This window comes from Marinobacter sp. MA, from assembly GCF_048298425.1.
In the GTDB taxonomy this organism is placed as follows: domain Bacteria; phylum Pseudomonadota; class Gammaproteobacteria; order Pseudomonadales; family Oleiphilaceae; genus Marinobacter; species Marinobacter salsuginis.
Genome location: NZ_CP103058.1, coordinates 3,031,475 through 3,052,434, shown reverse-complemented (window position 1 = coordinate 3,052,434; position 20,960 = coordinate 3,031,475). Strand labels below are relative to the sequence as shown.

The window sequence follows — 20,960 nt, the reverse complement described above, 5'->3', positions numbered from 1 at the left end:
CGGAAAGCCTCAGTGAGCCAGAACAAGATCCTCCAGTCCCTGATCGCCGAGAACCTCGTGTCTGATCCCAATGGTGCCCGCGGCCGCCTGCTCACAGAGGCGGCCCGCCTGTTCCGGGAAAAAGGCTATGAGCGCACCACGGTTCGCGATCTGGCCGCCGCCGTCGGTATTCAGTCTGGCAGCCTGTTCCATCACTTCCGGACCAAGGAAGAGATCCTCAAAGCAGTGATGGTTGAAACCATCCGTTTGAACACCGCACTCATGCAGGCGGCGCTGGAGGCTGCAGATACCAACAGAGAAAAGCTGCGGGGTCTTGTCCGTGCCGAGCTGGAGTCAATCAACGGCCAGACCGGCGAGGCCATGGCGGTATTGGTCTTCGAATGGCGGAGTCTATCGGCCGCCTCCCAGGTGGAAGTGCTGGAACTTCGGGATATCTATGAGAAGCTCTGGCTCGATGTCCTGGAATCGCTGCAACGCGAAGGCGCTCTGAAGGCGGATCCCTTCGTTGTCCGAAGGATGTTGACCGGTGCTCTCAGCTGGACCGTAACCTGGTACAAGCCGGAGCGGGGAGGCCTGACGCTGGATGGTTTGACCGATCAGGTCATGGCCATGATGTCTCTCTGAATCGGTGTCATTTTCGAAAGTCTTTGTTTTAAATCAATAAAACCCAGAGCAATTCCATTCCCTGGAGGCCATTGGCCCGATCGGCATAACAAAATCGGCATTCGAGCCATTTTTGTAGGACAGTTTTCACCGCATTCTTGCACCCGTTGACAAAAACCGAGTTCAGATCGGGCAAACAAAAACAACGTGATGCAGGGTGAAATATGATCTCCTCTCTGGCAAGGCTCGGACCGCGCCTTTTCGCGGCTCGCCTCAAGACTCTCTCGCTGGCGGCGGTTGCCGCACTCGCAGGTTGCTCGGCAAATCCCATCTACACCACCACTGGCGTTGTACTCTCCAATTACTCCGAAGGCGAAGCCACGCCTTACGTATTGCAGATGTCCGATGCCCAGATGGCCTGTGCGTTGGGTGAGGGCGTTGATCCGTTGCTCTATTCCTTTTCACGGGTGACCGACGCCCCTGACAGCACCGGCTCCTTGCTGATGCTCCTGGCAGGCAATTGCGCCGAGTATGAAGCCTGGGAGGCTGAGCTTGCCTATCTCAGGGCAGACTATGAGGGTGATGTGGCAGCGGCCAAGGACGCCAGAGAAGTCGCCAAGCGCTTGAATGCGCTGACCGCGAAACGCCGGTACGCCTCCTTTCAGAGAGCGATGGCAGCCTATGAGTTTGATCCCGCCGCCGAACCCCTTGAATGCCCGTTCCTGTTCACCGAGCAGGACGAAATCACCTTCCTGCTGGGCCTGCTGACCGGCATGCAGGCTATCGTAAACGATGCCAATTCCGGCGCTATGGCCGGCGTACCCAGGAACATTGCGCCTCAGGCCGAGCGTGCAGCTACCTGTCTGGACAATGAAAAGTGGGGCGGAATGCCCAATGCCATCCGGGCGCTGGTCTGGCTGCTGCTGCCGGATACCCGGCCGGCACTGGCGCCGGATCCCTGGCAGGTGCTGGAGCACAGCAGGAAGCTGGGCGTCGAAAAAGGCATGCGGGTTCCGCACGCGCTCCAGGCTGTTGCCGCCGAAACCTTTGGCCGGCCCGAAAAACTTGAAGAAGCCATCGCCACTTTCGCCGAGGCCGATGCAACGATTGAGGTCTGGGACGACTACCGTCTCGTGGATGAAGTTGCTGCCGGAGTGGTTCGCTTTTCTTCGGACAAGCACTGGACCGCCAACTACGGCTATCGGACGCCGCAATCCTACTTCGGCAGGATGAGCCCTGAGCGGCAAACCGAAAACGTCGAAACCATGAATCTGGACGACCTGCTGTAAGGCAGGTGGCCGACATCCTCTGAAAACTGACAAACACAAGAATGACCCGGAGGTCGTTATGATCCGCAAATCCCTGACTGCTATGGCTCTTGTCGCTGCCGCTCCTCTGGCATCGGCGCAGTCTGTCTCCATGTGTGTATTCGATGTCATCGGCGCCAATGGAGACTTCTACAACTTTGTCAAAGACTATGCCCTGGAGATGAAAGGTCACGGCGTGGATTTCCAGCTGAAACCTTACACCGACGAGGGTGTAGCCATAGGCGATTTCAATGCCGGGCAGTGCGATGCGGTTGCCGCCACCGACATCCGGATTCGTCCATTCAACAAGTTCACGGGCAGCATCAGTGCCGTGGGAGCCCTTCCCACCTACGACAACCTGAAAACCCTGTTGGCCACGCTGGCCCAGCCCAAAGCAGCGCCGTTGATGAAGGATAATGGCTACGAAGTGCTTGGAATCATTCCGGTCGGTGCCGGTTATCTGTTTGTGAACGATCGCAGCATCGATACCGCCGGCGAGCTGGCGGGCAAGCGGATGGCGACTCTCGATTACCAGAAAGACGCCATTCACATGGTGAACTTCGTCAAGGCCACGGTGGTGCCTTCCGACATCACCAATTTCGCCGGCAAATTTAACAACGGTTCTGTGGATACCGCCTATGCGCCGGCCTTCGCTTACGAGGCCCTGGAACTTTATAAAGGCATCGGCGAGAGCGGGGGTGTGGTGGACTATCCGCTGGCCCAGCTGACGCTTCAGATGGTCGCCCGGGATGACGTGCTCGATGATGAAACCGCCCAGAAAGCCCGGGAAGTAGCCTGGAATATGTTCCCGCAGGCCATGGGCCTGATCGAAGGCCAGGAAGCGGCGATTCCTGAAGAAAAATGGGTGCGCATCCCTGAAAAAGATATCCGTGGTTATCAGGAAATGTTTCGGGAGAACCGGATCGAGATGCGTGATGGATTGAACGGTGCCCCGGATGTGTATCATCCGAAGATGATGGGGCTGCTCAGCAAGATTCGTTGCGCCAGTAACCCCGCTGCTGCCGAATGCACCGCGGCCAACCGCGAATAACGGGGCAAAACCATCATGAACTGGCGAGCCATCACCGCCCCGGCCGCACGAACCCTGTACCCCGTACATCGCGTGTACGGGGCCGTTCTGCTGCTCCTGCTGCTATTCACCCTGTTGCTGGGCATGGGCAATTCTCTCCATTCCCGTCTGCTCTGGGTTGGTGAGCAGACCTGGCCAAATTATTACCTGCTCAACCCGGATGCCACGGAGCCATCGTGTCAGTTGGCGATGGACATTGATGCTGAGGTGGCCCGACGGGTAGCCAACTATAAGCCGGATCCGGACGACCTGTTCAGTTCACCGCCCAATCCGGAAGCCATTCGTAAATCGCTGCAGAGCAATCTGGAACTCTGCCAGCAGCAATACGATGTCTACGAGCAGAACCTTGCCCATGCCACGCCGGCTCTCGGCGCTTTCAAGGCGGTAGAGCAGGGGCTGGCGGATTTCCTTCTGGACAACATTGAGCTTACCAAGTACCTGTTCATCGCAATGTTCGCGATGGCCGCCGCCATTGCGGCACTGGACACGGACCACATAGCCTTGCGCCTGCCCCGCAATCGTGCCGAATGGCGGTTGAGCCAGTGTGTGCAGTTTGTGGTTAACGGTCTGATGGTGCTGTCCCTGAACGCTTACCTGGGCAAGCTGGCGACATCGCCCGGATCGGAAGACACCATGAGCCTCCAATATGCCTGGGGCGGGGTCTTCGGTCTGTTCATGGTGATCAATGCGGTCCGGTTTCTGAACGTCCCGGAACGGATTCGTCCCGGCGGACTTTCCGCCTCCTCGGGCCTGGTAATTCCGCTGTATTGCGCCATGGGCCTGATCGCCATGAGTTACTTCTTCCTGGTAGACGGGTATGCCTCGGGCCTAGCCATCTATTTCGGAATGATGTCCAACCTGTCGTCCATGTTTATCAACATTGGCCTTTACGTGCTGGTGGGCATGATGCTCAAGCAGACCCGGATTCCCGAACTTCTGCTGAATCTTATTAAGCCTTTCAATCTGCCTGCACCGCTGCTGGCTTCGGTAATCATCTTCGCCACGGCCTTTCCGACCGCATTTACCGGCGCATCCGGTATATTCATCCTGGCCGTGGGTGGGGTGGTCTATGACGAACTGCGCCGCGCCGGCGCAGGGCGCCAGCTGTCTCTGGCAACGACCGCCATGTCGGGCAGTCTCGGGGTGGTTCTCAATCCATGCCTGCTGATTGTCGTTGTCGCAGCCCTCAATAAAGAAGTCACGACCACCGAAATGTACAGTTGGGGCTTCTGGGTTTTCATCATGTCAGCGACGCTGTTTTCGCTGATTGTCTGCAAGACCCAGGGCAACTGGAAGCCCCGTCCGGCGCCGGGGGCCTTTCGCGCCGCCCTCGCTGAAAGCCGGGCTTTGCTGCCTTATGTGGCAGTGGCGGCCCTGGTCATCGTGTCTATCTGGGTGGTTCTCGGATTGAAGTTTAACGAGTACAGCGCACCGTTGATTCTGCCGCTGGTCATGCTCGCCGTGGTGTTGCTGGATTCCGGCCGCCGTACTGAGGAGCAGGGCCAGACCCTCTCTCAGGTATTCTGGAGCCGTAGCTCCGCCGCGGCCAGCGATTCAGCGGTTCATATTGGAGCACTGCTTGCGCTGATCGGGTTTTCCATTTGTCTGGGGGGTATCCTCGAGCGCTCGGATATTGTTCATTCGCTCTTTCCGGAGGATTTAACCAGTCCCTGGGTCGCCATGCTGGTGATTGTGGTGATGCTCACGGTGATTGGTATGGTCATGGACCCATTCGGTGCGGTGATCCTGGTCTCAGCCACCATTGCCCAGCCGGCGATCCAGCTGGGTATTGATCCGCTTCACTTCTGGATTGTGTGCCTGGTGGCATTCGAGCTCGGCTATCTGAGCCCGCCAGTGGCGCTGAACCACCTGCTAACCCGCCAGGTGGTGGGCGAGACCGAAGTGCTGGCGGCAGAGCGCACCGGTTCCTTCTGGCATCGCTATGAGCGGCTGCTGCTGCCTCTGGCCGTGATGGGGCCGACACTGCTGTTTGTGGCGTTCGTGCCGATGCTGTTCTACGCGCTGTAACGTTGCAATGAGATAAACAGAACCGCCTGAGGGAAACTTCAGGCGGTTTTTTTGCATCTGGAATACAAGGGGAAACGTAGTTTGAACGAAACCGAACACTTGAGAGAAGCGTGTTTGGTATAACCTAGGAATCAACATTGACCTGCTGCCAGTGGCCTGACCTATGAATTCTCTTGCACTTTCAAAATCAGTCCCGCTTTTCCTCGCTGCGCTTTCCCTGGTGGGTTGTGGGGGAGGAGGTAGCGGTGACAGCCTGGATTCTCAGGAACCCGGGTTGAGTGGCACCATTACGATCGAAAGTGGAACACGGGTGGACTCGGATACTGCTGATGACAGCCGCCTGAACGAAGCAGTATCCAATGATTCGTCGAGCACCGCGCAGTTAATCCCTTCAACCGGTATTTTGGGAGGCTATCTGAGTGCCACCTCTGGCATCTACCCGGATCCTGACGGGTTTATATTTGAGTATGTCATCGACGGCCAGGATACATTTCGCACAGATCTGGCAGCGGGCAGCACGATTGCCGTACAGGTTTTCAAAGATGCAGGTTTTGCCGAGCCTACGATTACACTTTCCGTTGAGCAGGGCGGTGTCTCAGATTCAGACTCGGGGGCAGGCGATACGCCTCTGATGGTGAGTGCGCCTGCCGAAGGACCGGCGGAAATCAGCGTCAGAACGGCAGGTGGTGGTCCTTTTCGATACGTTCTGTCTGTTTCGACTACCGGCGTTACCAGTTTCCAGAATGCTCAATACAGCCAGCCAGAGTTTGTGCCCGACGAGGCCATTGTGTTGATGTCGCCGGAAGAACAGGGTCGTTTCAGTTCGCAGGGCCTCGCCGGCGCTTTGTCAGCCTCCTCCGCGAAATCACTGGGGCGGGGCGCCTGGTTAATCCGGCGCGACCCCGTCGGTGTCGTTGTTTCTCAATCTTCCAGCACGCCGGGAGGCTTGCGTGATCAGACGCTTCGCTGGATCGCTGACCTGAAAACGCAGCCCGGGGTTGAGGTTGCTGAGCCGAATTACATCTATCGCGCTCAGGCGGATCGGGATCTCTCATCTCTGCAATGGAATCTGCCGCTCATCAGTCTTCCACTTGCCTGGCAGGCCGCGCCAGATTTGGGGGGGAGTGTGGGGGTTGCGGTTATGGATACGGGGTTGTTCAGCTCTTCGCCATCGACATACGGAGACTGGCATCTGGACATTGATGCCAACGTCATTCCGTATACAAATCAGATTCTTGATTACGTCTCAGGAGACCTCGACATTGATAATGATCCAGGTCGAGACAGAAATCCCGCAGATCCGGGAGACGGAAAACCTCAGAGCAGTAACTTCCACGGAACTCACGTTGCCGGCATTGTTGCGGCACTGGCAAATGGCGAGGGTGTAGATGGAGTGGCTCCCAATGTCACTCTGTGGCCAGTCCGGGTACTGGGCCGGGACGGAGCAGGAACTCTGGATGATCTGGTGGCGGCGATGAACTGGGCTGCAACCAATCCGGATATCGACGTCATCAATCTCAGTCTGGGAGGCGTTGGTCCAAGCACCGTGTTGGAGGCGGCCATAAACCGGGCGGATTCAAACGGAAAGCTGGTCGTCGCAGCCGCAGGCAACCAGGGAACCGATGAATTGACCTACCCGGCAGCCTTTGAACGAGTGATTGGGGTCGGCGCAGTTGATGCGGGCAAGGTGAGAGCCTCTTACTCTAATTTCGGCGGGTCAGTGGATCTTGTTGCCCCTGGCGGGGATGCCACCAGGGATGCGAATCTGGATGGTAATGCCGATCTTGTCATTAGCACCTGGGGTGTCGACGATGGCGGCGAATTTATCCGCTCATACGCGGGATTGCAGGGTACTTCGATGGCTGCTCCCCACGTCGCGGGTATCTATGCCTTGATGAAAGCTGCGAATAGTGAAACTGTCAGCCCCTCAAACTTTCGCGCCTGGCTCGCAGCCGGTCTGCTGACAGAAAGCGTCGGAAGCAGCGTTGAATACGGCGCCGGGCTGATGAATGCTCTCAAGTCAGTTGACGCCGCCCTTGAAGGTTCGGTCAGTACCATTGTCTTGCCTTCGCCCTCAGCACTCGAGTTTGATATTGCACGTTTCAGTCGTGATCTCGACTTTTCAGTGTATCCCGACGGCGAATCGGTTTTGGTAAACGGTGTTTCCTTCAATTCCGATCTGATCAGTCTCGAACCCGCACTTTCAGCTGGGAGCCCTCTGCCGGGGTCGGTGGCCGTCACTGTGGTGGAGGGAAACGTTATCGATGGGCAGACTTATGCCACCACCATCGAAATCGATTACAGTGCCGGGGGAGATTCAGGAACTGTTGAGATCCCGGTCTCTATAGACCTCAGGGCATTGGCTGATGAGCGAGACGCAGGTCGCCATTACGTATTGTTGGTGAGTCCTGATGAAAGTCGCGAAACCATTGAGCAGCGCGTAGTGACTGCCCGTGACGGAAGCTACAGCTTCTCGTTCGATGACATCGAGCCCGGGGAGTATTTTCTGGTTGCGGGAACGGACACGGATAACAACGGCTTTATCTGTGAAAGTGGTGAAGCTTGCGCTGAGTACCCGGTAAATGGCCTGCCAGAGAAGATCGTTATCGGTGAAGGGCGGGTTTCTGGAGTCAGTCTCAGCACAAGCTTCCGTCGCCCGACCATTGCATCCATGGGATTGCCCCGCATCGGTTTCGAGGGCTATCGTCTGAAAAACCATGGAAACGCCAGTGCTGAGCCAATGAGAAACCTGGAGACCAATCGTTGATGTCCATTTACTTTCGCGCCGGATTTCTACTGGTTGCAACGCTGCTGGCATCCGGGTGTGCGAGCAGTCGTTCTGAAACTGCAGCGGGCGGGCCGCTGGCACGCCAGATTACCCAGTCGGCACACTGCGGTCTGACCGCTCCGGGTCATGTTCATCTGACAAGCCGTGAGGAGGTTCGGCACCTGGAAGCCCTGCCTGGTCGGAACCTCTCCCTCGAGTCTTTGAAAAACATTGACTTTGAGCGAGAGCACATCGTTCTGGCGGCTATTGGCCAGAAGCCAACCGGCGGCTACAGCGTTACCCTGGACGCCTCCGAAATTCGGAGTGGGACCCTGGAACTCAGGGTCAGAGTGACCGAACCCGCCCCCGGCATGATCGTCACTCAAGCCCTGACCACCCCATGCGCGGTGATCGCGGTGACGGCTGAAGGCTGGGACGATATCCAGATCACCCGAGCAGAAAACAACCGTTGATCTTTCGTCACGAATCCCTAAGCTATGGCTCAGCTTTTTATATCAACCGCGGAGTCAGTTCCTGCCCATGAGCCAGCAACAATATAACGCCGATGCCATTGAAGTACTGAGCGGCCTGGATCCGGTGCGCAAGCGGCCGGGGATGTATACGGACACCAGTCGGCCCAATCACCTGGCGCAGGAAGTTATCGATAACAGTGTGGATGAGGCGCTGGCAGGGCACGCAAAACGTATTGATGTGGTGTTGTACAGTGATGGCTCTCTGAGCGTTGAGGACGACGGCCGGGGCATGCCGGTGGACCTTCACAAGGAAGAGGGCCTGCCTGGCGTCGAACTAATCCTGACCCGCCTCCACGCCGGCGGCAAATTTTCCCAGGGCAACTACAACTTTTCTGGTGGCCTCCATGGTGTCGGTGTTTCCGTTGTAAACGCGTTGTCCACCCATTTGGAAGTGACCATCAAGCGGGATGGCCAACTCCACAGGATGACATTCGCCAACGGTGAGAAGGCCTCTGAGCTCGAAGTGATCGATACCGTCGGCAAGCGCAACACAGGTACCCGCCTGAAATTCACGCCGGACATAACTTACTTCGACAGCCCCAACTTTTCGATCAGCCGGCTTCGCCACAACCTGAGAGCGAAAGCGGTTCTTTGTCCCGGCCTTACGGTGACTTTCCTGCAGGAAAAAACCGGCGAGAAAGATGAGTGGTTCTATGAAGACGGGCTGCGGGACTATCTGCGCACTGCCCTGGCGGATATCGAAGTGGTGCCGTTGGAGCCTTTCACCGGCAGCTTTTCCGGCAACAAGGAAGCGGTGGACTGGGCCATCCAGTGGCTTCCCGAGGGCGGCGAAGCCATCATGGAGAGCTACGTCAACCTGATCCCCACGGCCCAGGGTGGCACTCATGTAAACGGATTGCGCACGGGGCTGCTGGAAGCCATGCGCGAGTTCTGTGAGTTCCGTAATCTGTTGCCTCGTGGCGTAAAGCTTTCACCGGAAGATATCTGGGAGCGGGCAGCCTATGTGCTCTCCTTCAAGATGCAGGAGCCACAGTTTTCGGGGCAGACCAAAGAGCGCCTTTCTTCCCGTGAGGCTGCCGCCTTCATCTCCGGTGTGGTCAAGGATGCCTTCAGTCTCTGGCTCAACCAGCATACCGATGTCGCTGAGGCGCTGGCGGAACTCTTTATCAGCAATGCCCAGCGCCGCCTGCGGGCCAGTAAAAAAGTGGCCCGTAAGAAAGTTACCTCGGGGCCCGCGCTGCCCGGTAAGCTGGCGGACTGTTCCGGCGGTGATACCGCCCGTTCGGAGCTGTTCCTGGTGGAGGGCGACTCCGCTGGTGGTTCCGCGAAACAGGCCCGGGATCGGGAGTTCCAGGCAGTGATGCCGCTGCGCGGCAAGATCCTCAACACCTGGGAGGTGGACTCCGGCGAGATTCTGGCATCCCAGGAGGTCCATGATATTGCCGTTGCCATTGGTGTAGATCCGGGTTCTGACCAGCTTGATGGCCTTCGGTACAACAAGATCTGTATCCTCGCCGATGCGGACTCGGATGGTCTTCATATTGCCACGCTACTGTGCGCGCTGTTCGTAAAACACTTCCGCCCTGTGGTGGCCGCTGGCCATGTGTTCGTCGCCATGCCGCCGCTGTATCGGGTAGATCTGGGCAAGGAAACCTTCTACGCCCTCGACGAACATGAAAAGCAGGGCATCATCGACCGCATTGCTGCCGAGAAACGCAAGGGCAAGATTTCGGTGACACGCTTCAAGGGCCTGGGTGAAATGAACCCGCTCCAGCTGCGGGAAACAACCATGGCTCCGGATACCCGTCGACTGGTTATGCTGACCATAGAGGACGGTGACGACACTGATAGCCGTATGGACATGCTGTTAGGCAAGAAGCGCGCATCCGATCGGAGAGCCTGGCTGGAGACCTACGGCAACATGGCCGACATTGAAGTTTGATATGCCGTAAGGTGCTATAAAAAGCATTCTTTATTCTTTCTCTGCATTCTGTAAACTCGTTATCCTGCCAGTTTTCTGATCGGGAAGAACCGTTGATGGACTGGCAGGGCTGGTTTGCGCTGGGCCTCGCAGGCACCGCGCTGATACTGATGAGTGCAGGGCGATTTGCGCCCCATCTGATTATGATGGGTGTGCTCGTGGTGCTCAGTGCCAGCGGAATTGTTTCTGCGGATCAAGCCCTTGCCGGATTCAGCAACAGCGGCCTGATTACCGTTGTAGCCATGTTTGTGGTGGCCGCGGGCATTCACCATTCCGGCGGCGTCGATCTGCTGGTGCATCATCTGCTTCGCAATCCCCGGACCGTCCGCTCGGCACAGGCGCGGATCGCACTCCCGGTCTCCCTTCTGAGCGGCTTTCTCAATAACACTCCGGTTGTCGCCACCATGATTCCGGCGGTGCACGCCTGGTCGCGTAAAATTGGAATCTCTCCGTCGAAACTGATGATTCCCCTGAGCTATTCCGCCATCCTCGGGGGCACTCTCACATTGATCGGAACCAGCACCAATCTGGTAGTGAATGGCCAGTATCAGCAACTGACCGGCGAGCAGGGATTCTCCATTTTCTCCATTACAGCGGTTGGGCTTCCGGTGGCCATCATCGGAGTCGCGGCGCTGTTGCTGGTTATGCCCCGGGTACTCCCGGACCGCAAGGATCAGCAGAAATTCGGCTCCATGAGGGAATTTACTCTTGAGGTGGCGGTGTCATTCGACGGGCCGCTGGTCGGGAAGACCGTCGGTGAGGCAGGGCTTCGGGAGCTGGAGAGGCTTTATCTGGTCGAGATCGAACGGGATGGCAGCGTGGTTACCGCCGTGCCTTCCGAGGAACGGCTTCGGGGAGGAGATAGGCTGGTGTTCGCCGGCGATACCCAGGCGATTTCAGACCTCCTGCGCATCAACGGTATTGTTCCTTCGGTTCACGAAGATGAGCCCAGCCTGAGCAAGGACCGGGCCGAACGCCGTCTCGTGGAAGCGGCTTTGTCGCCGCAGTCTGATGTACTGGGCTCGACCATCCGCGATGCGCGGTTCCGTGACCGATACGGTGCTGTCGTCCTGGCTGTTGCAAGGGGTGGTGAGCGTGTGTCCGGCAACCTCGGTAACATTCGACTCAAGCCGGGCGATGTGCTGCTTCTGGAAGCACGCCCCGCGTTTGTAAGTCGCCAGCGCTATAACAAGGACTTCCTGCTGATCAATGACCTTGAAACCGAGACGCCTCGGCACGACCGCGCCTGGCTGTCCTGGGGAATCCTGTTGGTGTTGGTGGGCCTCGCTGCCTGCGGCACGCTGAGCATGCTGAATGCGGCCTTGTTAGGTGCGGCTGCGATGATTCTGTCCGGCTGCTGCTCGGTCGGCCAGGCCCAGAAATCGGTCGATGTGCCGGTTATTCTTACGATCGCGGCGTCATTTGCCATGGGCGCAGCGCTGGAACAGACCGGCGCCGCGGGCTTTGTCGCTGAGGGCATTCTTGGCTTCAGTCAGGGCAATGTGCTTCTGACCATCCTTCTGGTCTATCTTGTGGTGTCGGTGCTAACTGAGGTTATTACGAACAACGCTGCCGCTGTGCTGGTCATTCCCATTGTTCTGTCGATGACGACCAGTATGGGAGTCGCTGCCGAGCCTTTCGTGATCGCCGTCATGATGGCCGCCTCGGCCAGCTTTGCCACGCCACTGGGGTATCAGACCAACATGATGGTGTTCGGGCCGGGCGGTTACCGATTCAGTGATTTTGTGCGGGTGGGGCTGCCGATGAACCTGTTCATTGGGGCAGTCACGGTCGTGGTCATTGCACTGGTTTACGACATAAATCCCGGATTATGAGGTTTGCTCGGTCGGGTTGGCGAGAATGTCGCAGCAGAGCACCTGGAGTTTTCCGTCCTGAAAATACCCCAATGACAGAGTGACACACATATAAGCACCGGTAACGCAGAGATACGGTGCGGTGACGTGCAGGCTTTCCGGGTGGGCCAAAGCCTGGCGTAGGTACTGTTGGCGGAACCAGTCGGCACTGCTGGTACTCTCCAGAGGTTTAAAACGCGGGTCCATGCTGCGGGTACCGGTGTCGGAAACCAGCGTGTCATCGATCTGAACGCCTTTATCGTCGACCAGGTAGCAGCGTGAGACGGCGGGGTGATTCAGCAGCTCCAGACAGGATTGTTGCATGCTCATACCGCTGCGGAGCTTGCTGATGGCATGGTCAAAAAAGCCACTGAAGAAGTCCACCAATTGCCGTGTCGGGTCCAGGGTAACCTGGTTGCGGTTCTTGTATTCCTGCAACAGATTGTCGAAATCGGCAGGCCCGTGGGCCAGTTGGTCCAGTTCGGTACTAGGTCTGCGGAAATAGAAGCCTTGCACGAAGTCCACGCCGGCATCAATGGCGATCATCGCCTGATCGCGGGTTTCAACACCTTCCAGAAGCACCAGGCAGCCGGACTGGTGCAGCAGTGACACGATGCCATTCAGAATCTGTCGGGCTTTGTGATCGTCTGTTGCCCGGGTCAGCAGCTTCCGGTCCAGCTTGACGATGTCCGGGGACAGGTTCCAGATTCGCTCGAAATTGGAGTGGCCGGCGCCGAAATCATCAATCGCCGTCAGGCAGCCCAGTTTTTTGTAGTAGGCAACGGTTTCCCGCAGCCTTTCTGCATCGTCTGTTGGCTGCTCGACGATTTCCATGACAATACGGTGCGGCGGAAGCCCGGTCTTGGTGAGCAATTGACCGAAAAACGAATCGGCTTGGCTGCCGCTGGTGACCACTTGCGGAGAGACGTTAAGGAAAAGCCAGTTCAGTTGATCGCGGATGCCACTGTAATTACGTATGTGAAGGTATCGGCACAGGCGGTCGAGGAGCAGGTTTTCCGCGTCTGAAGTCGGTAGCTGAAAAAGATGGAGCGGCAGGACGGCGGAGTTATCGTTATCAAACGCTCTGATCAAAGCCTCGTAACCGACGATGCGCTTGTGCGAAATGCTGTAGATGGGCTGGAGTGCTGTTCTGAGGGTCAGTCCGCGAAAATCGGCAGTCCATGTATCACCTTCCCTGTTCAGCATAGGGGATAACAGTTCCACTTCGGGATCTGTCAGCTTTTCAGGGAGGCGTTTCGACATAGCTGATTCTGGTCAATTAAACGAACGCATCAGCCGCCCCAGTCTGGCGCCTGAACTGTCTTTTATCAGTACAGATGACGCAGTAAAACTTGCGAAGTTACTGATAGTTGGAGGGAAGATTGCCAAAAAAACGCGTTTATTACCACTGTTTCATGTGGAAAGTGGAAACGGTTTGTATCTTTGGCTGTCTTGAGATGGGGAGAGGAGCCCAGCGGCCCGGGCGGACCGCCAGAGAATCAATTGTTGCTGGGTACAACCACGCTTTCGTCGAATTCGAGTTCCATGTCCTGTCCTCTCGGTCACTGAGGCCCCAGACGGGGCGTTCAAATATGCATCAAGTCTATCGTTGCTATAATTTTGAGCAATCCGTAAAACCCGTATGCGACCAAAGGCAAAAGGCGAGGGAATGGTCAGAAATTCTGATGTAGCGCTGCAAAAGATTTCGATTTTTTTCGTCGTTCCGAGTTTCTAAACTCGCCGAATCATCTTTAACCAGGGAATAGGGTCATTTTTCATCATGCAATTCAGAAACACTCCGGCCAGCTACGGTTTAGTGGCGATCATTATCCACTGGCTTGTCGCAGTGGTTGTTCTTGGACTTTTCGGGCTCGGTTTCTGGATGGTGGATCTGTCGTATTACGACGACTGGTATCGCAGAGCACCCGATATCCATCGCAGCATCGGAATTCTTTTGCTGATGGTGATGCTGTTTCGGGTGGCCTGGCGAATGTTGAACGAGGCGCCGGAGCCGTTGCCCGGTCACAAGTGCTGGGAGATCCGAAGCGCTCACATGGCCCACCTCCTGCTGTATGTGCTGATCTTCGTTGCCATGGTGAGCGGTTACCTGATTTCAACAGCGGACGGTTCTTCAATCAGCGTTTTCGGCTGGTTTGAGGTGCCATCAGTTACCGGCCAGATCAAGGGAATGGAAGACACCGCCGGGATCGTTCACTACTGGTCAACATGGGCAATCGTGGCCCTTGCAGCGGTCCATGCGGCCGGGGCTCTGAAACACCATCTGTTTGATCGTGATCGGACCTTGTGGCGTATGTTCGGGAAGTGATCCGTCTGCCGTTTTTCTCATCGTGTAACGCCCGGGAGTCGGGCATCTATGAAATAAGGGAGTTAATCATGAAAAAAGTCCTGCTTGCCTCTGCCGTGTCGATGGCGCTCGTTGGTGCGGTTCATGCCGACGAGCACAGTGGCACCTATGCCTTTGATACCAAAGGCGCCCACCAGTTCGTCACTTTCAAGATTTCCCACCTGGGCTATAGCTGGCTCTACGGGCGTTTTAACGATTTTGACGGCGAATTTGTTTATGACGCCGAGAATCCGGAAAACAGCACCGTGAACGTAACGATCGATACCAGCAGTGTGGATTCCAATCATGCAGAGCGTGACAAGCACCTGCGTAGCGAAGACTTCCTGTATGTGGACGAGTTTCCGCAGGCAACTTTCAAGAGCAAGCGCGTGGTGCTGGATGAAGAAGGCGAGGCCGATATCATCGGTGACCTGACTCTCCGTGGTGTTACCAAGGAAGTTACCCTGGATGCCGAAATGCTGGGCCATGGTGAGGACCCCTGGGGAGGCTATCGCATGGGTTTTGAAGCGGAAACCGAGCTTCGCCTGAAAGACTTCGGTATCCCGATGGATCTCGGAAAGGCCTCCGAGACCGTTGAGATCATCATTTCTGTCGAGGGTATCCGGCAGTAATCCTGGCTGACCCTGCCACTGACAGATTCCGGGCCTAGACCCGGAATCTGCCTGTCTGACTTTCCAGTTCCCTCGCATAGCCCTCGAGGGATTCACTGATTCCATCAATATCCCGTGAGCGATTTGCGCTCTCTGTTGCCAGATCGTTGATTTCAGTGATGCTGCGGTTGATCTCGTCCACTACCTGAGTCTGTTCTTCAGTGGCCGACGCAACACTGGTGTTCACATCTGCAATGTTTGCCATAGCCTCCAGAATGGCTTTGAGTTCAGATTCTGCATCGGTGGCCAGTTTTTCGGTTTCGCTTGCCTCCTTGCTGCCCGTCTCCATCACCGAGACAATGTCCGCAACGCCGGTCTGCAGCGTGGTGATCATCGTCTGAATATCTTCCGTCGATTGCCCTGTACGTTGCGCCAGGGTCCTGACTTCATCGGCAACAACGGCAAAGCCCCGTCCCTGCTCGCCGGCACGTGCTGCCTCGATAGCGGCGTTCAATGCCAGCAGGTTGGTTTGCTCGGCAATGCCCCTGATTACGTCCAGAACGGACGTGATGTTGTCGGAATCGTCAGACAGCTTGCGGATGACTTCCACGGCTTTTGAAATCTGGGCGGCCAGCCGGTGCACCTGCTCTGAAGAGCTGCGGATAATTCGTGCGCCGTTCTTGCCCTTTTCTTCCGCCTCCCGTGTAATCTCCGCGGCCCTGGAGGCGTTGCCGGCAACCTCTTCGATGGCACTCTGCATCTCGTTGATGGCAGTGGCGACCATGGAAATGGAGTCCGTCTGTCGCGTCACGCCATCGTTGTTATCCTTCGCCGCCCGGGCAAGATCTGAAGCACCAGTGCCAAGCTCCCGGGTCAACTGCTGGATGGAGCCAATCATCGATTGCAGGTTTTCCAGGACGAGGTTGAAGCTTTTTGCGAGTTTGCCCAGATCATCATCCATCTCGACCGGAATTCGCTGGGTCAGATCGCCTTCTCCCTGGGCGATATTGTCAAGTTGATCCCTGAGCGCACCAATCGATGCGATAATCATTTTCAGGAATACAGCGAAGAGCCCAATACTGATCAGTATGGCGACGACCGTTATCAAAAGGATGGTCACCGAGCTGCTTTGGCCCTCAGACGAGGCTTCACCAGCTCGAATCTGGGCCTGTGCATCGGCGTGGGCGCCAACCTCATCAAAGTAATTGCGGAGATTATCGAAAAGCTCGTTGGTCTCACTGGCTGCCAACGATCGTGCCTGCTCGGGATCTCCCGACTCTGCCAGCTGGAGAACTCGTTGGGCGGAACTCAGCCAACGCTCATAGGCCGTATCAAACCCTCTGGCAACATCGGATACACCAGTGCCTTCAAGCCTGGCCACCGCCTGGTTAAAGCGTTCGAGAGCCTGTCCAGCATTTTCATCGAAACTGGCGAGGTAGTTCTCACCCTCCTCATTGTTGAACTGGGCGTCCACAAAGGCCATCTGGGCCACCATTGCCTGGTAGAGATCCCGGTCACCATTGAGGATTTCGCTGACGGATGGCAGGTAGGTTTCGGCAATGTTGTCGGTGTCGGAGACCAGATTCCGGACGGTACTGACAGCGAATAATCCGATAACAATCAGGGCTACTGCAGTAATAGCGAAAGGCAAAGCAACTTTTACCCGAAGCCCCAAACGCTTACCAAAATCCATAGATCTCTCCCGTACTGTCGGTTTGGCTTATTGCCAATATAGCATCGGGGAAGAGAATGATTTGAAAAACAACCGGGTAATTGCTCCCGGTCAAGGAGGCAGCATTCTGGCCGGGAGCAGATCGGGTTATCGGGAGGGGTCGGGTGATTCCGATGGTGTGTCGCAGGATCTGCAGAGATGTCGCTGTCGCCAGAACTGTCCCGCGAAAATGACCACCCAGATCAGCAATCCTGCCCAGAGATAGGTCTCGGGAATCTGGAAGCTACCACTGATTGCAAACTCCACAAGGAGCATCAGTGCTACCGCCAGAACTGCATTTACCATGGCTGTGACCATGGCTTGCCCGCAGGCTTTGATGTTGGGTTTCATAGTGTTCCGCTTGTCAGAGAAGTAAAACGGTCTTCTATTCACTGAATGCGAGAATACGGCCCACCTTACAGACTCTCCATGCGGGAATTCCGCTATTGGAATCAGACGTCTGTGCAGCAGAGGTCCGTTTTTGGCCAATAAATCCGCAGGTTGTTGGTGTATCGGCGCCTTGCTCCATATAATGTGCGCTCCTGCTGTCCGGTGATTATTCCGGGACCAGGGCACTGCATCACCGACGGTTTTCAAATCAGGCAACACAGGCAATCAAAGAGGCATCCATGCCAGAGTTTCAGACTACGGATGAAGGCTTCGAGAGGGTTTCGCTCCGGGATTACACGGAGAAGGCCTATCTCGATTATTCCATGTACGTCATTCTTGACCGGGCACTTCCCAATGTCGGCGATGGCCTGAAACCGGTTCAGAGGCGAATTGTCTATGCCATGTCCGAGCTGGGACTGAAATCCACCTCGAAATACAAGAAGTCCGCGCGCACCGTGGGCGATGTGCTGGGTAAATTTCACCCCCATGGTGACAGCGCGTGTTACGAAGCCATGGTGCTGATGGCCCAGCCTTTTTCTTACCGTTACCCGCTGGTGGACGGGCAGGGGAACTGGGGCTCGCCGGATGACCCAAAATCTTTTGCTGCCATGCGTTACACCGAATCCCGCCTGGCGCCTTTCGCGGAAGTGCTTCTGGGAGAACTTGGGCAAGGTACGGTGGACTGGGTGCCCAATTTTGATGGCACCATGGAAGAGCCGTCGGTACTGCCTGCCAGGTTGCCCCATGTACTTCTGAATGGCACCACCGGTATTGCGGTTGGTATGGCCACCGATATCCCGCCGCACAACGTGCGGGAAGTGACCGCCGCCTGTATACGCCTGCTGGATCAGCCCGGGGCGACGGTGGAAGAGCTTTGTGAACACATCAAAGGCCCGGATTTTCCGACCCAGGCGGAAATCATTACTCCCCGGAAGGATATCCGGCAGATGTACGAAACCGGCCGCGGATCCTTGCGGATGCGCGCCCGCTGGATTCGGGAAAGCGGCGAAATCGTGGTTATGGACCTCCCACACCAGGTCTCCGGTAACCGTGTGCTGGAGCAGATTGCCCACCAGATGCAGACCAAGAAGCTTCCGATGGTGGCCGACCTTCGTGACGAATCCGATCACGAAAATCCGACCCGCCTGGTGATTGTGCCCCGCTCCAATCGGGTCGATCTTGATGGCTTGATGGCGCACCTGTTCGCCAGCACCGATCTCGAGAAAACCTATCGGGTCAACATCAATGTGATCGGTAATGACGGCCGGCCGGGCGTGAAGGGATTGCAGCAGATTCTGACCGAGTGGCTGGCCTTCCGTCGCACTACTGTAATCCGTCGTCTCCAGCATCGCCTGGACAAGGTTCTTGCTCGCCTGCATATCCTGGAAGGCTTGCTGATTGCTTATCTCAACATTGATGAAGTGATCGAAATCATCCGTACTGAAGACAAGCCCAAGGCCGAGTTGATGGCCCGTTTCGGTTTGTCTGCCGATCAGGCCGAAGCCATCCTCGAATTGAAACTGCGCCATCTGGCCAAGCTCGAGGAAATGAAAATTCGCGGCGAGCAGGATGAGCTCTCAGCCGAACGGGATGAACTTCAGTCCATTCTCGGTTCTGAAGACCGGCTCCGCGAGCTGATCAAGAGCGAGCTGCAGGCAGATGCCGAAACCTTTGGCGATGACCGTCGCTCACCTATTGTCGAGCGTGAAGAGGCCCGGGCCTTCAGTGAAGTGGATCTGGTTTCGAATGATCCTGTCACCGTTGTGTTGTCCGAGAAAGGCTGGGTTCGCGCCGCCAAAGGGCACGACATTGAGCCGGAAGGTCTGAGCTATAAAGCCGGTGACCGTTTCTCACTGGCAGCCCGGGGGCGCAATAACCAGCAGGCGATCTTCCTGGATTCCACCGGGCGGGCCTATTCGCTGATGGCTCACAGCCTGCCGTCTGCCAGGGGGCAGGGCGAGCCGTTAACCGGGCGGATCAACCCTCCTTCAGGGGCAAGCTTCTCCGGGCTGTTGATGGGGGATCCGTCACGCAAGGCACTGCTGGTCACCGATGGCGGCTACGGTTTTGTTACATCACTGAACGACATGATCAGCAAAAACCGCAATGGCAAGGCGGTAGTGAGTGTCCCCAAAGGAGCCAGGATCATGGCTCCGGTGGTAATACCGAGCACTGAAAAAACATTGTACCTTGGAGCGGTGTCCAACGAGGGCCGTATGCTGGTGTTCCCGCTGAGCGAGCTGCCGGAACTCGCCAAGGGTAAGGGTAACAAGATCATCAGCATTCCTTCTGCCAGGGTCCAGAACCGCGAGGAATATGTGGTAGCAGTGGCCGTATTTGCCGAGGACGACCAGTTGGAGGTCCGGGCAGGCAAGCGCAAGATGGGGCTCCAGTTCAGTGACCTTGAACACTACCTCGGAGAGCGGGGCCGGCGCGGCCACAAGCTGCCCAGGGGACTGCAACGGGTTGATGGCATCGACGTGATTCCTTCCGCTGCTCGGGCGCAGGAAGAGGCCGGCTCAGACAGTGAGGGTGTCGACAGTGAGTGAATTGGTACTGATTAATGTCTCCGGACGTGACAAACCGGGCCTGACGTCGGAAATCACCGGCATCATGGGGCGTTACGATGTGCGGATTCTGGATATTGGCCAGGCGGTCATCCACGATCACCTGACCTGGGGCATCCTGATCGAAATTCCGGACGAGTCCAAATCCTCTCCGGTCATCAGGGATCTGTTGTTCCGGCTCCATGCCCTGGATCTGCAGGTGCGGTTTGCGCCCATCACGGTGGAGGAATACCAATCCTGGGCCGCCGCCCGGAACCGGGCCTGCTACATCGTGACGCTGCTTGCCCGCGATATCAAAGCCGAGCAGATTGCCCGTGTTTCGGCCATTACCGCCCGCCACGGCCTGAATATCGACAATATTTCCCGGCTGTCTGCCCGGCCTTCGCTGAACGCCGCCGATAACCGGATTGCCTGTGTCGAGTTTTCGGTTCGGGGTACACCATCGGATCTCGAGCAGTTGCGCGCGGACTTCCTGCACATCGCCGGCGAAATGAATGTGGATATTGCGTTCCAGGAGGATTCCATTTTCCGGCGTAATCGTCGTCTCGTGGTCTTTGATATGGACTCCACGCTGATCGAAGCCGAAGTGATCGACGAGCTCGCGGCGGAAGCCGGCGTGGGCGAGCAGGTGGCGGAGATTACCGAGAGGGCCATGCAGGGCGAACTGGATTTCAGCCAGAGTTTCGCCGAGCGTCTTGCGCTTTTGAAGGGGCTGGACGAGTCGGTACTTGAGGGCATCGCCTCACGGCTGCGAATGACTGAGGGGGCTGAGCACCTGATTCGGAGTCTCAAGGCACTGGGTTATCGCACGGCCATCCTGTCGGGCGGATTCACCTACTTTGCCCGTCATCTGCAGCGCAAACTTGGCATCGATTACATCTACGCCAACGAGCTTGAGATCGAGGCTGGCAAGGTCACCGGACGGGTGTCAGGGCAGATTGTGGACGGCAAGCGGAAGGCAGAACTGCTGCTGGAGATCGCCGAGAAGGAGCATATTTCCCGGGAACAGGTGATTGCCGTCGGTGATGGCGCCAATGACCTCCCCATGCTCAGTCAGGCTGGCCTGGGTGTGGCGTTCCGTGCCAAGCCCCTGGTCAAGGAGTCGGCTCGCCATGCGATTTCCACGCTGGGTCTGGACGCAATCCTTTATCTGATTGGTTTCCGGGAGAGCGAAACCAACCAGAGTCTGGAAAACGCCGACTTCTGAGCCGATC

At 56.8% G+C, this 20,960-nt stretch carries 15 protein-coding genes; 12 read left to right on the top strand and 3 right to left on the bottom strand.

Translation table 11 applies throughout. The features are described 5' to 3' along the window. Positions 1-12: 12 nt before the first annotated feature. The 8 genes from NUW46_RS14075 to NUW46_RS14040 all read left to right on the top strand — a co-directional run bounded on the left by NUW46_RS14075 (position 13) and on the right by NUW46_RS14040 (position 12,105). Positions 13-624, top strand: coding sequence for a TetR/AcrR family transcriptional regulator (locus tag NUW46_RS14075; protein WP_418140405.1), 612 nt, complete (start codon positions 13-15; stop codon positions 622-624). 203 nt (positions 625-827) lie between these two features. Continuing rightward, positions 828-1,892, top strand: coding sequence for a hypothetical protein (locus NUW46_RS14070; protein WP_418140404.1), 1,065 nt, complete (start codon positions 828-830; stop codon positions 1,890-1,892). 58 nt (positions 1,893-1,950) lie between these two features. Beyond that, positions 1,951-2,961, top strand: a complete 1,011-nt coding sequence (locus tag NUW46_RS14065) for a putative solute-binding protein (RefSeq protein ID WP_069182999.1) — start codon at positions 1,951-1,953, stop codon at positions 2,959-2,961. A gap of 15 nt (positions 2,962-2,976) precedes the next feature. Further along, positions 2,977-5,028 carry a TRAP transporter large permease subunit gene (locus tag NUW46_RS14060; protein ID WP_418140403.1) on the top strand — a complete coding sequence of 684 codons (2,052 nt, stop codon included), beginning with the start codon at positions 2,977-2,979 and terminating at the stop codon, positions 5,026-5,028. Between the two features lie 274 nt (positions 5,029-5,302). Continuing rightward, a complete protein-coding gene (locus NUW46_RS14055; protein ID WP_418140402.1) occupies positions 5,303-7,795 on the top strand; it encodes a S8 family serine peptidase in 2,493 nt (830 codons plus the stop codon). After that, positions 7,795-8,268, top strand: coding sequence for a protease complex subunit PrcB family protein (locus tag NUW46_RS14050; protein ID WP_305966699.1), 474 nt, complete (start codon positions 7,795-7,797; stop codon positions 8,266-8,268). The genes NUW46_RS14055 and NUW46_RS14050 overlap by 1 nt, the downstream gene beginning before the upstream one ends. Before the next feature lie 67 nt (positions 8,269-8,335). Next, positions 8,336-10,231 carry a DNA topoisomerase IV subunit B gene (gene parE / locus NUW46_RS14045; RefSeq protein WP_305966700.1) on the top strand — a complete coding sequence of 632 codons (1,896 nt, stop codon included), beginning with the start codon at positions 8,336-8,338 and terminating at the stop codon, positions 10,229-10,231. 95 nt (positions 10,232-10,326) lie between these two features. Continuing rightward, positions 10,327-12,105: an SLC13 family permease gene (locus NUW46_RS14040; protein WP_069183004.1), complete on the top strand. Its 1,779-nt coding sequence runs from the start codon at positions 10,327-10,329 to the stop codon at positions 12,103-12,105. Here NUW46_RS14040 and NUW46_RS14035 read toward each other — a convergent pair. Continuing rightward, positions 12,100-13,386: an EAL domain-containing protein gene (locus tag NUW46_RS14035; RefSeq protein WP_069183005.1), complete on the bottom strand. Its 1,287-nt coding sequence runs from the start codon at positions 13,384-13,386 to the stop codon at positions 12,100-12,102. The genes NUW46_RS14040 and NUW46_RS14035 overlap by 6 nt on opposite strands. A 517-nt stretch (positions 13,387-13,903) precedes the next feature. On the opposite strand from NUW46_RS14035, the gene NUW46_RS14030 reads away from it, so the two are divergent. Continuing rightward, positions 13,904-14,449: a cytochrome b gene (locus NUW46_RS14030; protein ID WP_305966701.1), complete on the top strand. Its 546-nt coding sequence runs from the start codon at positions 13,904-13,906 to the stop codon at positions 14,447-14,449. 68 nt (positions 14,450-14,517) lie between these two features. After that, positions 14,518-15,099 (top strand): YceI family protein, encoded by a 582-nt coding sequence (locus tag NUW46_RS14025; RefSeq protein WP_069183007.1) that lies wholly within the window; start codon positions 14,518-14,520, stop codon positions 15,097-15,099. Positions 15,100-15,133: 34 nt separating this feature from the next. Here NUW46_RS14025 and NUW46_RS14020 read toward each other — a convergent pair whose 3' ends face one another. Both NUW46_RS14020 and NUW46_RS14015 read right to left on the bottom strand, forming a co-directional pair. Continuing rightward, positions 15,134-16,771 (bottom strand): methyl-accepting chemotaxis protein, encoded by a 1,638-nt coding sequence (locus NUW46_RS14020; RefSeq protein WP_222464998.1) that lies wholly within the window; start codon positions 16,769-16,771, stop codon positions 15,134-15,136. 126 nt (positions 16,772-16,897) lie between these two features. Then, complete coding sequence (locus NUW46_RS14015; RefSeq protein ID WP_069183009.1) at positions 16,898-17,140, bottom strand: hypothetical protein; 243 nt, start codon at positions 17,138-17,140, stop codon at positions 16,898-16,900. A gap of 278 nt (positions 17,141-17,418) precedes the next feature. Between NUW46_RS14015 and parC the strand changes: the two genes are divergently transcribed. Beyond that, on the top strand, positions 17,419-19,728 hold the full coding sequence (gene parC / locus NUW46_RS14010; protein WP_305966702.1) for a DNA topoisomerase IV subunit A: 2,310 nt from the start codon (positions 17,419-17,421) through the stop codon (positions 19,726-19,728). Continuing rightward, entirely contained in the window at positions 19,721-20,953 is a 1,233-nt protein-coding gene (serB, locus tag NUW46_RS14005; RefSeq protein ID WP_069183011.1) for a phosphoserine phosphatase SerB, read from the top strand. The genes parC and serB overlap by 8 nt, the downstream gene beginning before the upstream one ends. Positions 20,954-20,960: the final 7 nt, after the last annotated feature.

Coding starts and splice junctions, on each gene's coding strand:
- NUW46_RS14070 (WP_418140404.1), top strand. CDS start 828: ATGATCTCCTCTCTGGCAAGGCTCGGACCGCGCCTTTTCGCGGCTCGC.
- NUW46_RS14065 (WP_069182999.1), top strand. CDS start 1,951: ATGATCCGCAAATCCCTGACTGCTATGGCTCTTGTCGCTGCCGCTCCT.
- NUW46_RS14060 (WP_418140403.1), top strand. CDS start 2,977: ATGAACTGGCGAGCCATCACCGCCCCGGCCGCACGAACCCTGTACCCC.
- NUW46_RS14050 (WP_305966699.1), top strand. CDS start 7,795: ATGTCCATTTACTTTCGCGCCGGATTTCTACTGGTTGCAACGCTGCTG.
- parE (WP_305966700.1), top strand. CDS start 8,336: ATGAGCCAGCAACAATATAACGCCGATGCCATTGAAGTACTGAGCGGC.
- NUW46_RS14040 (WP_069183004.1), top strand. CDS start 10,327: ATGGACTGGCAGGGCTGGTTTGCGCTGGGCCTCGCAGGCACCGCGCTG.
- NUW46_RS14035 (WP_069183005.1), bottom strand. CDS start 13,386: ATGTCGAAACGCCTCCCTGAAAAGCTGACAGATCCCGAAGTGGAACTG.
- NUW46_RS14030 (WP_305966701.1), top strand. CDS start 13,904: ATGCAATTCAGAAACACTCCGGCCAGCTACGGTTTAGTGGCGATCATT.
- NUW46_RS14025 (WP_069183007.1), top strand. CDS start 14,518: ATGAAAAAAGTCCTGCTTGCCTCTGCCGTGTCGATGGCGCTCGTTGGT.
- NUW46_RS14020 (WP_222464998.1), bottom strand. CDS start 16,771: ATGGATTTTGGTAAGCGTTTGGGGCTTCGGGTAAAAGTTGCTTTGCCT.
- NUW46_RS14015 (WP_069183009.1), bottom strand. CDS start 17,140: ATGAAACCCAACATCAAAGCCTGCGGGCAAGCCATGGTCACAGCCATG.
- parC (WP_305966702.1), top strand. CDS start 17,419: ATGCCAGAGTTTCAGACTACGGATGAAGGCTTCGAGAGGGTTTCGCTC.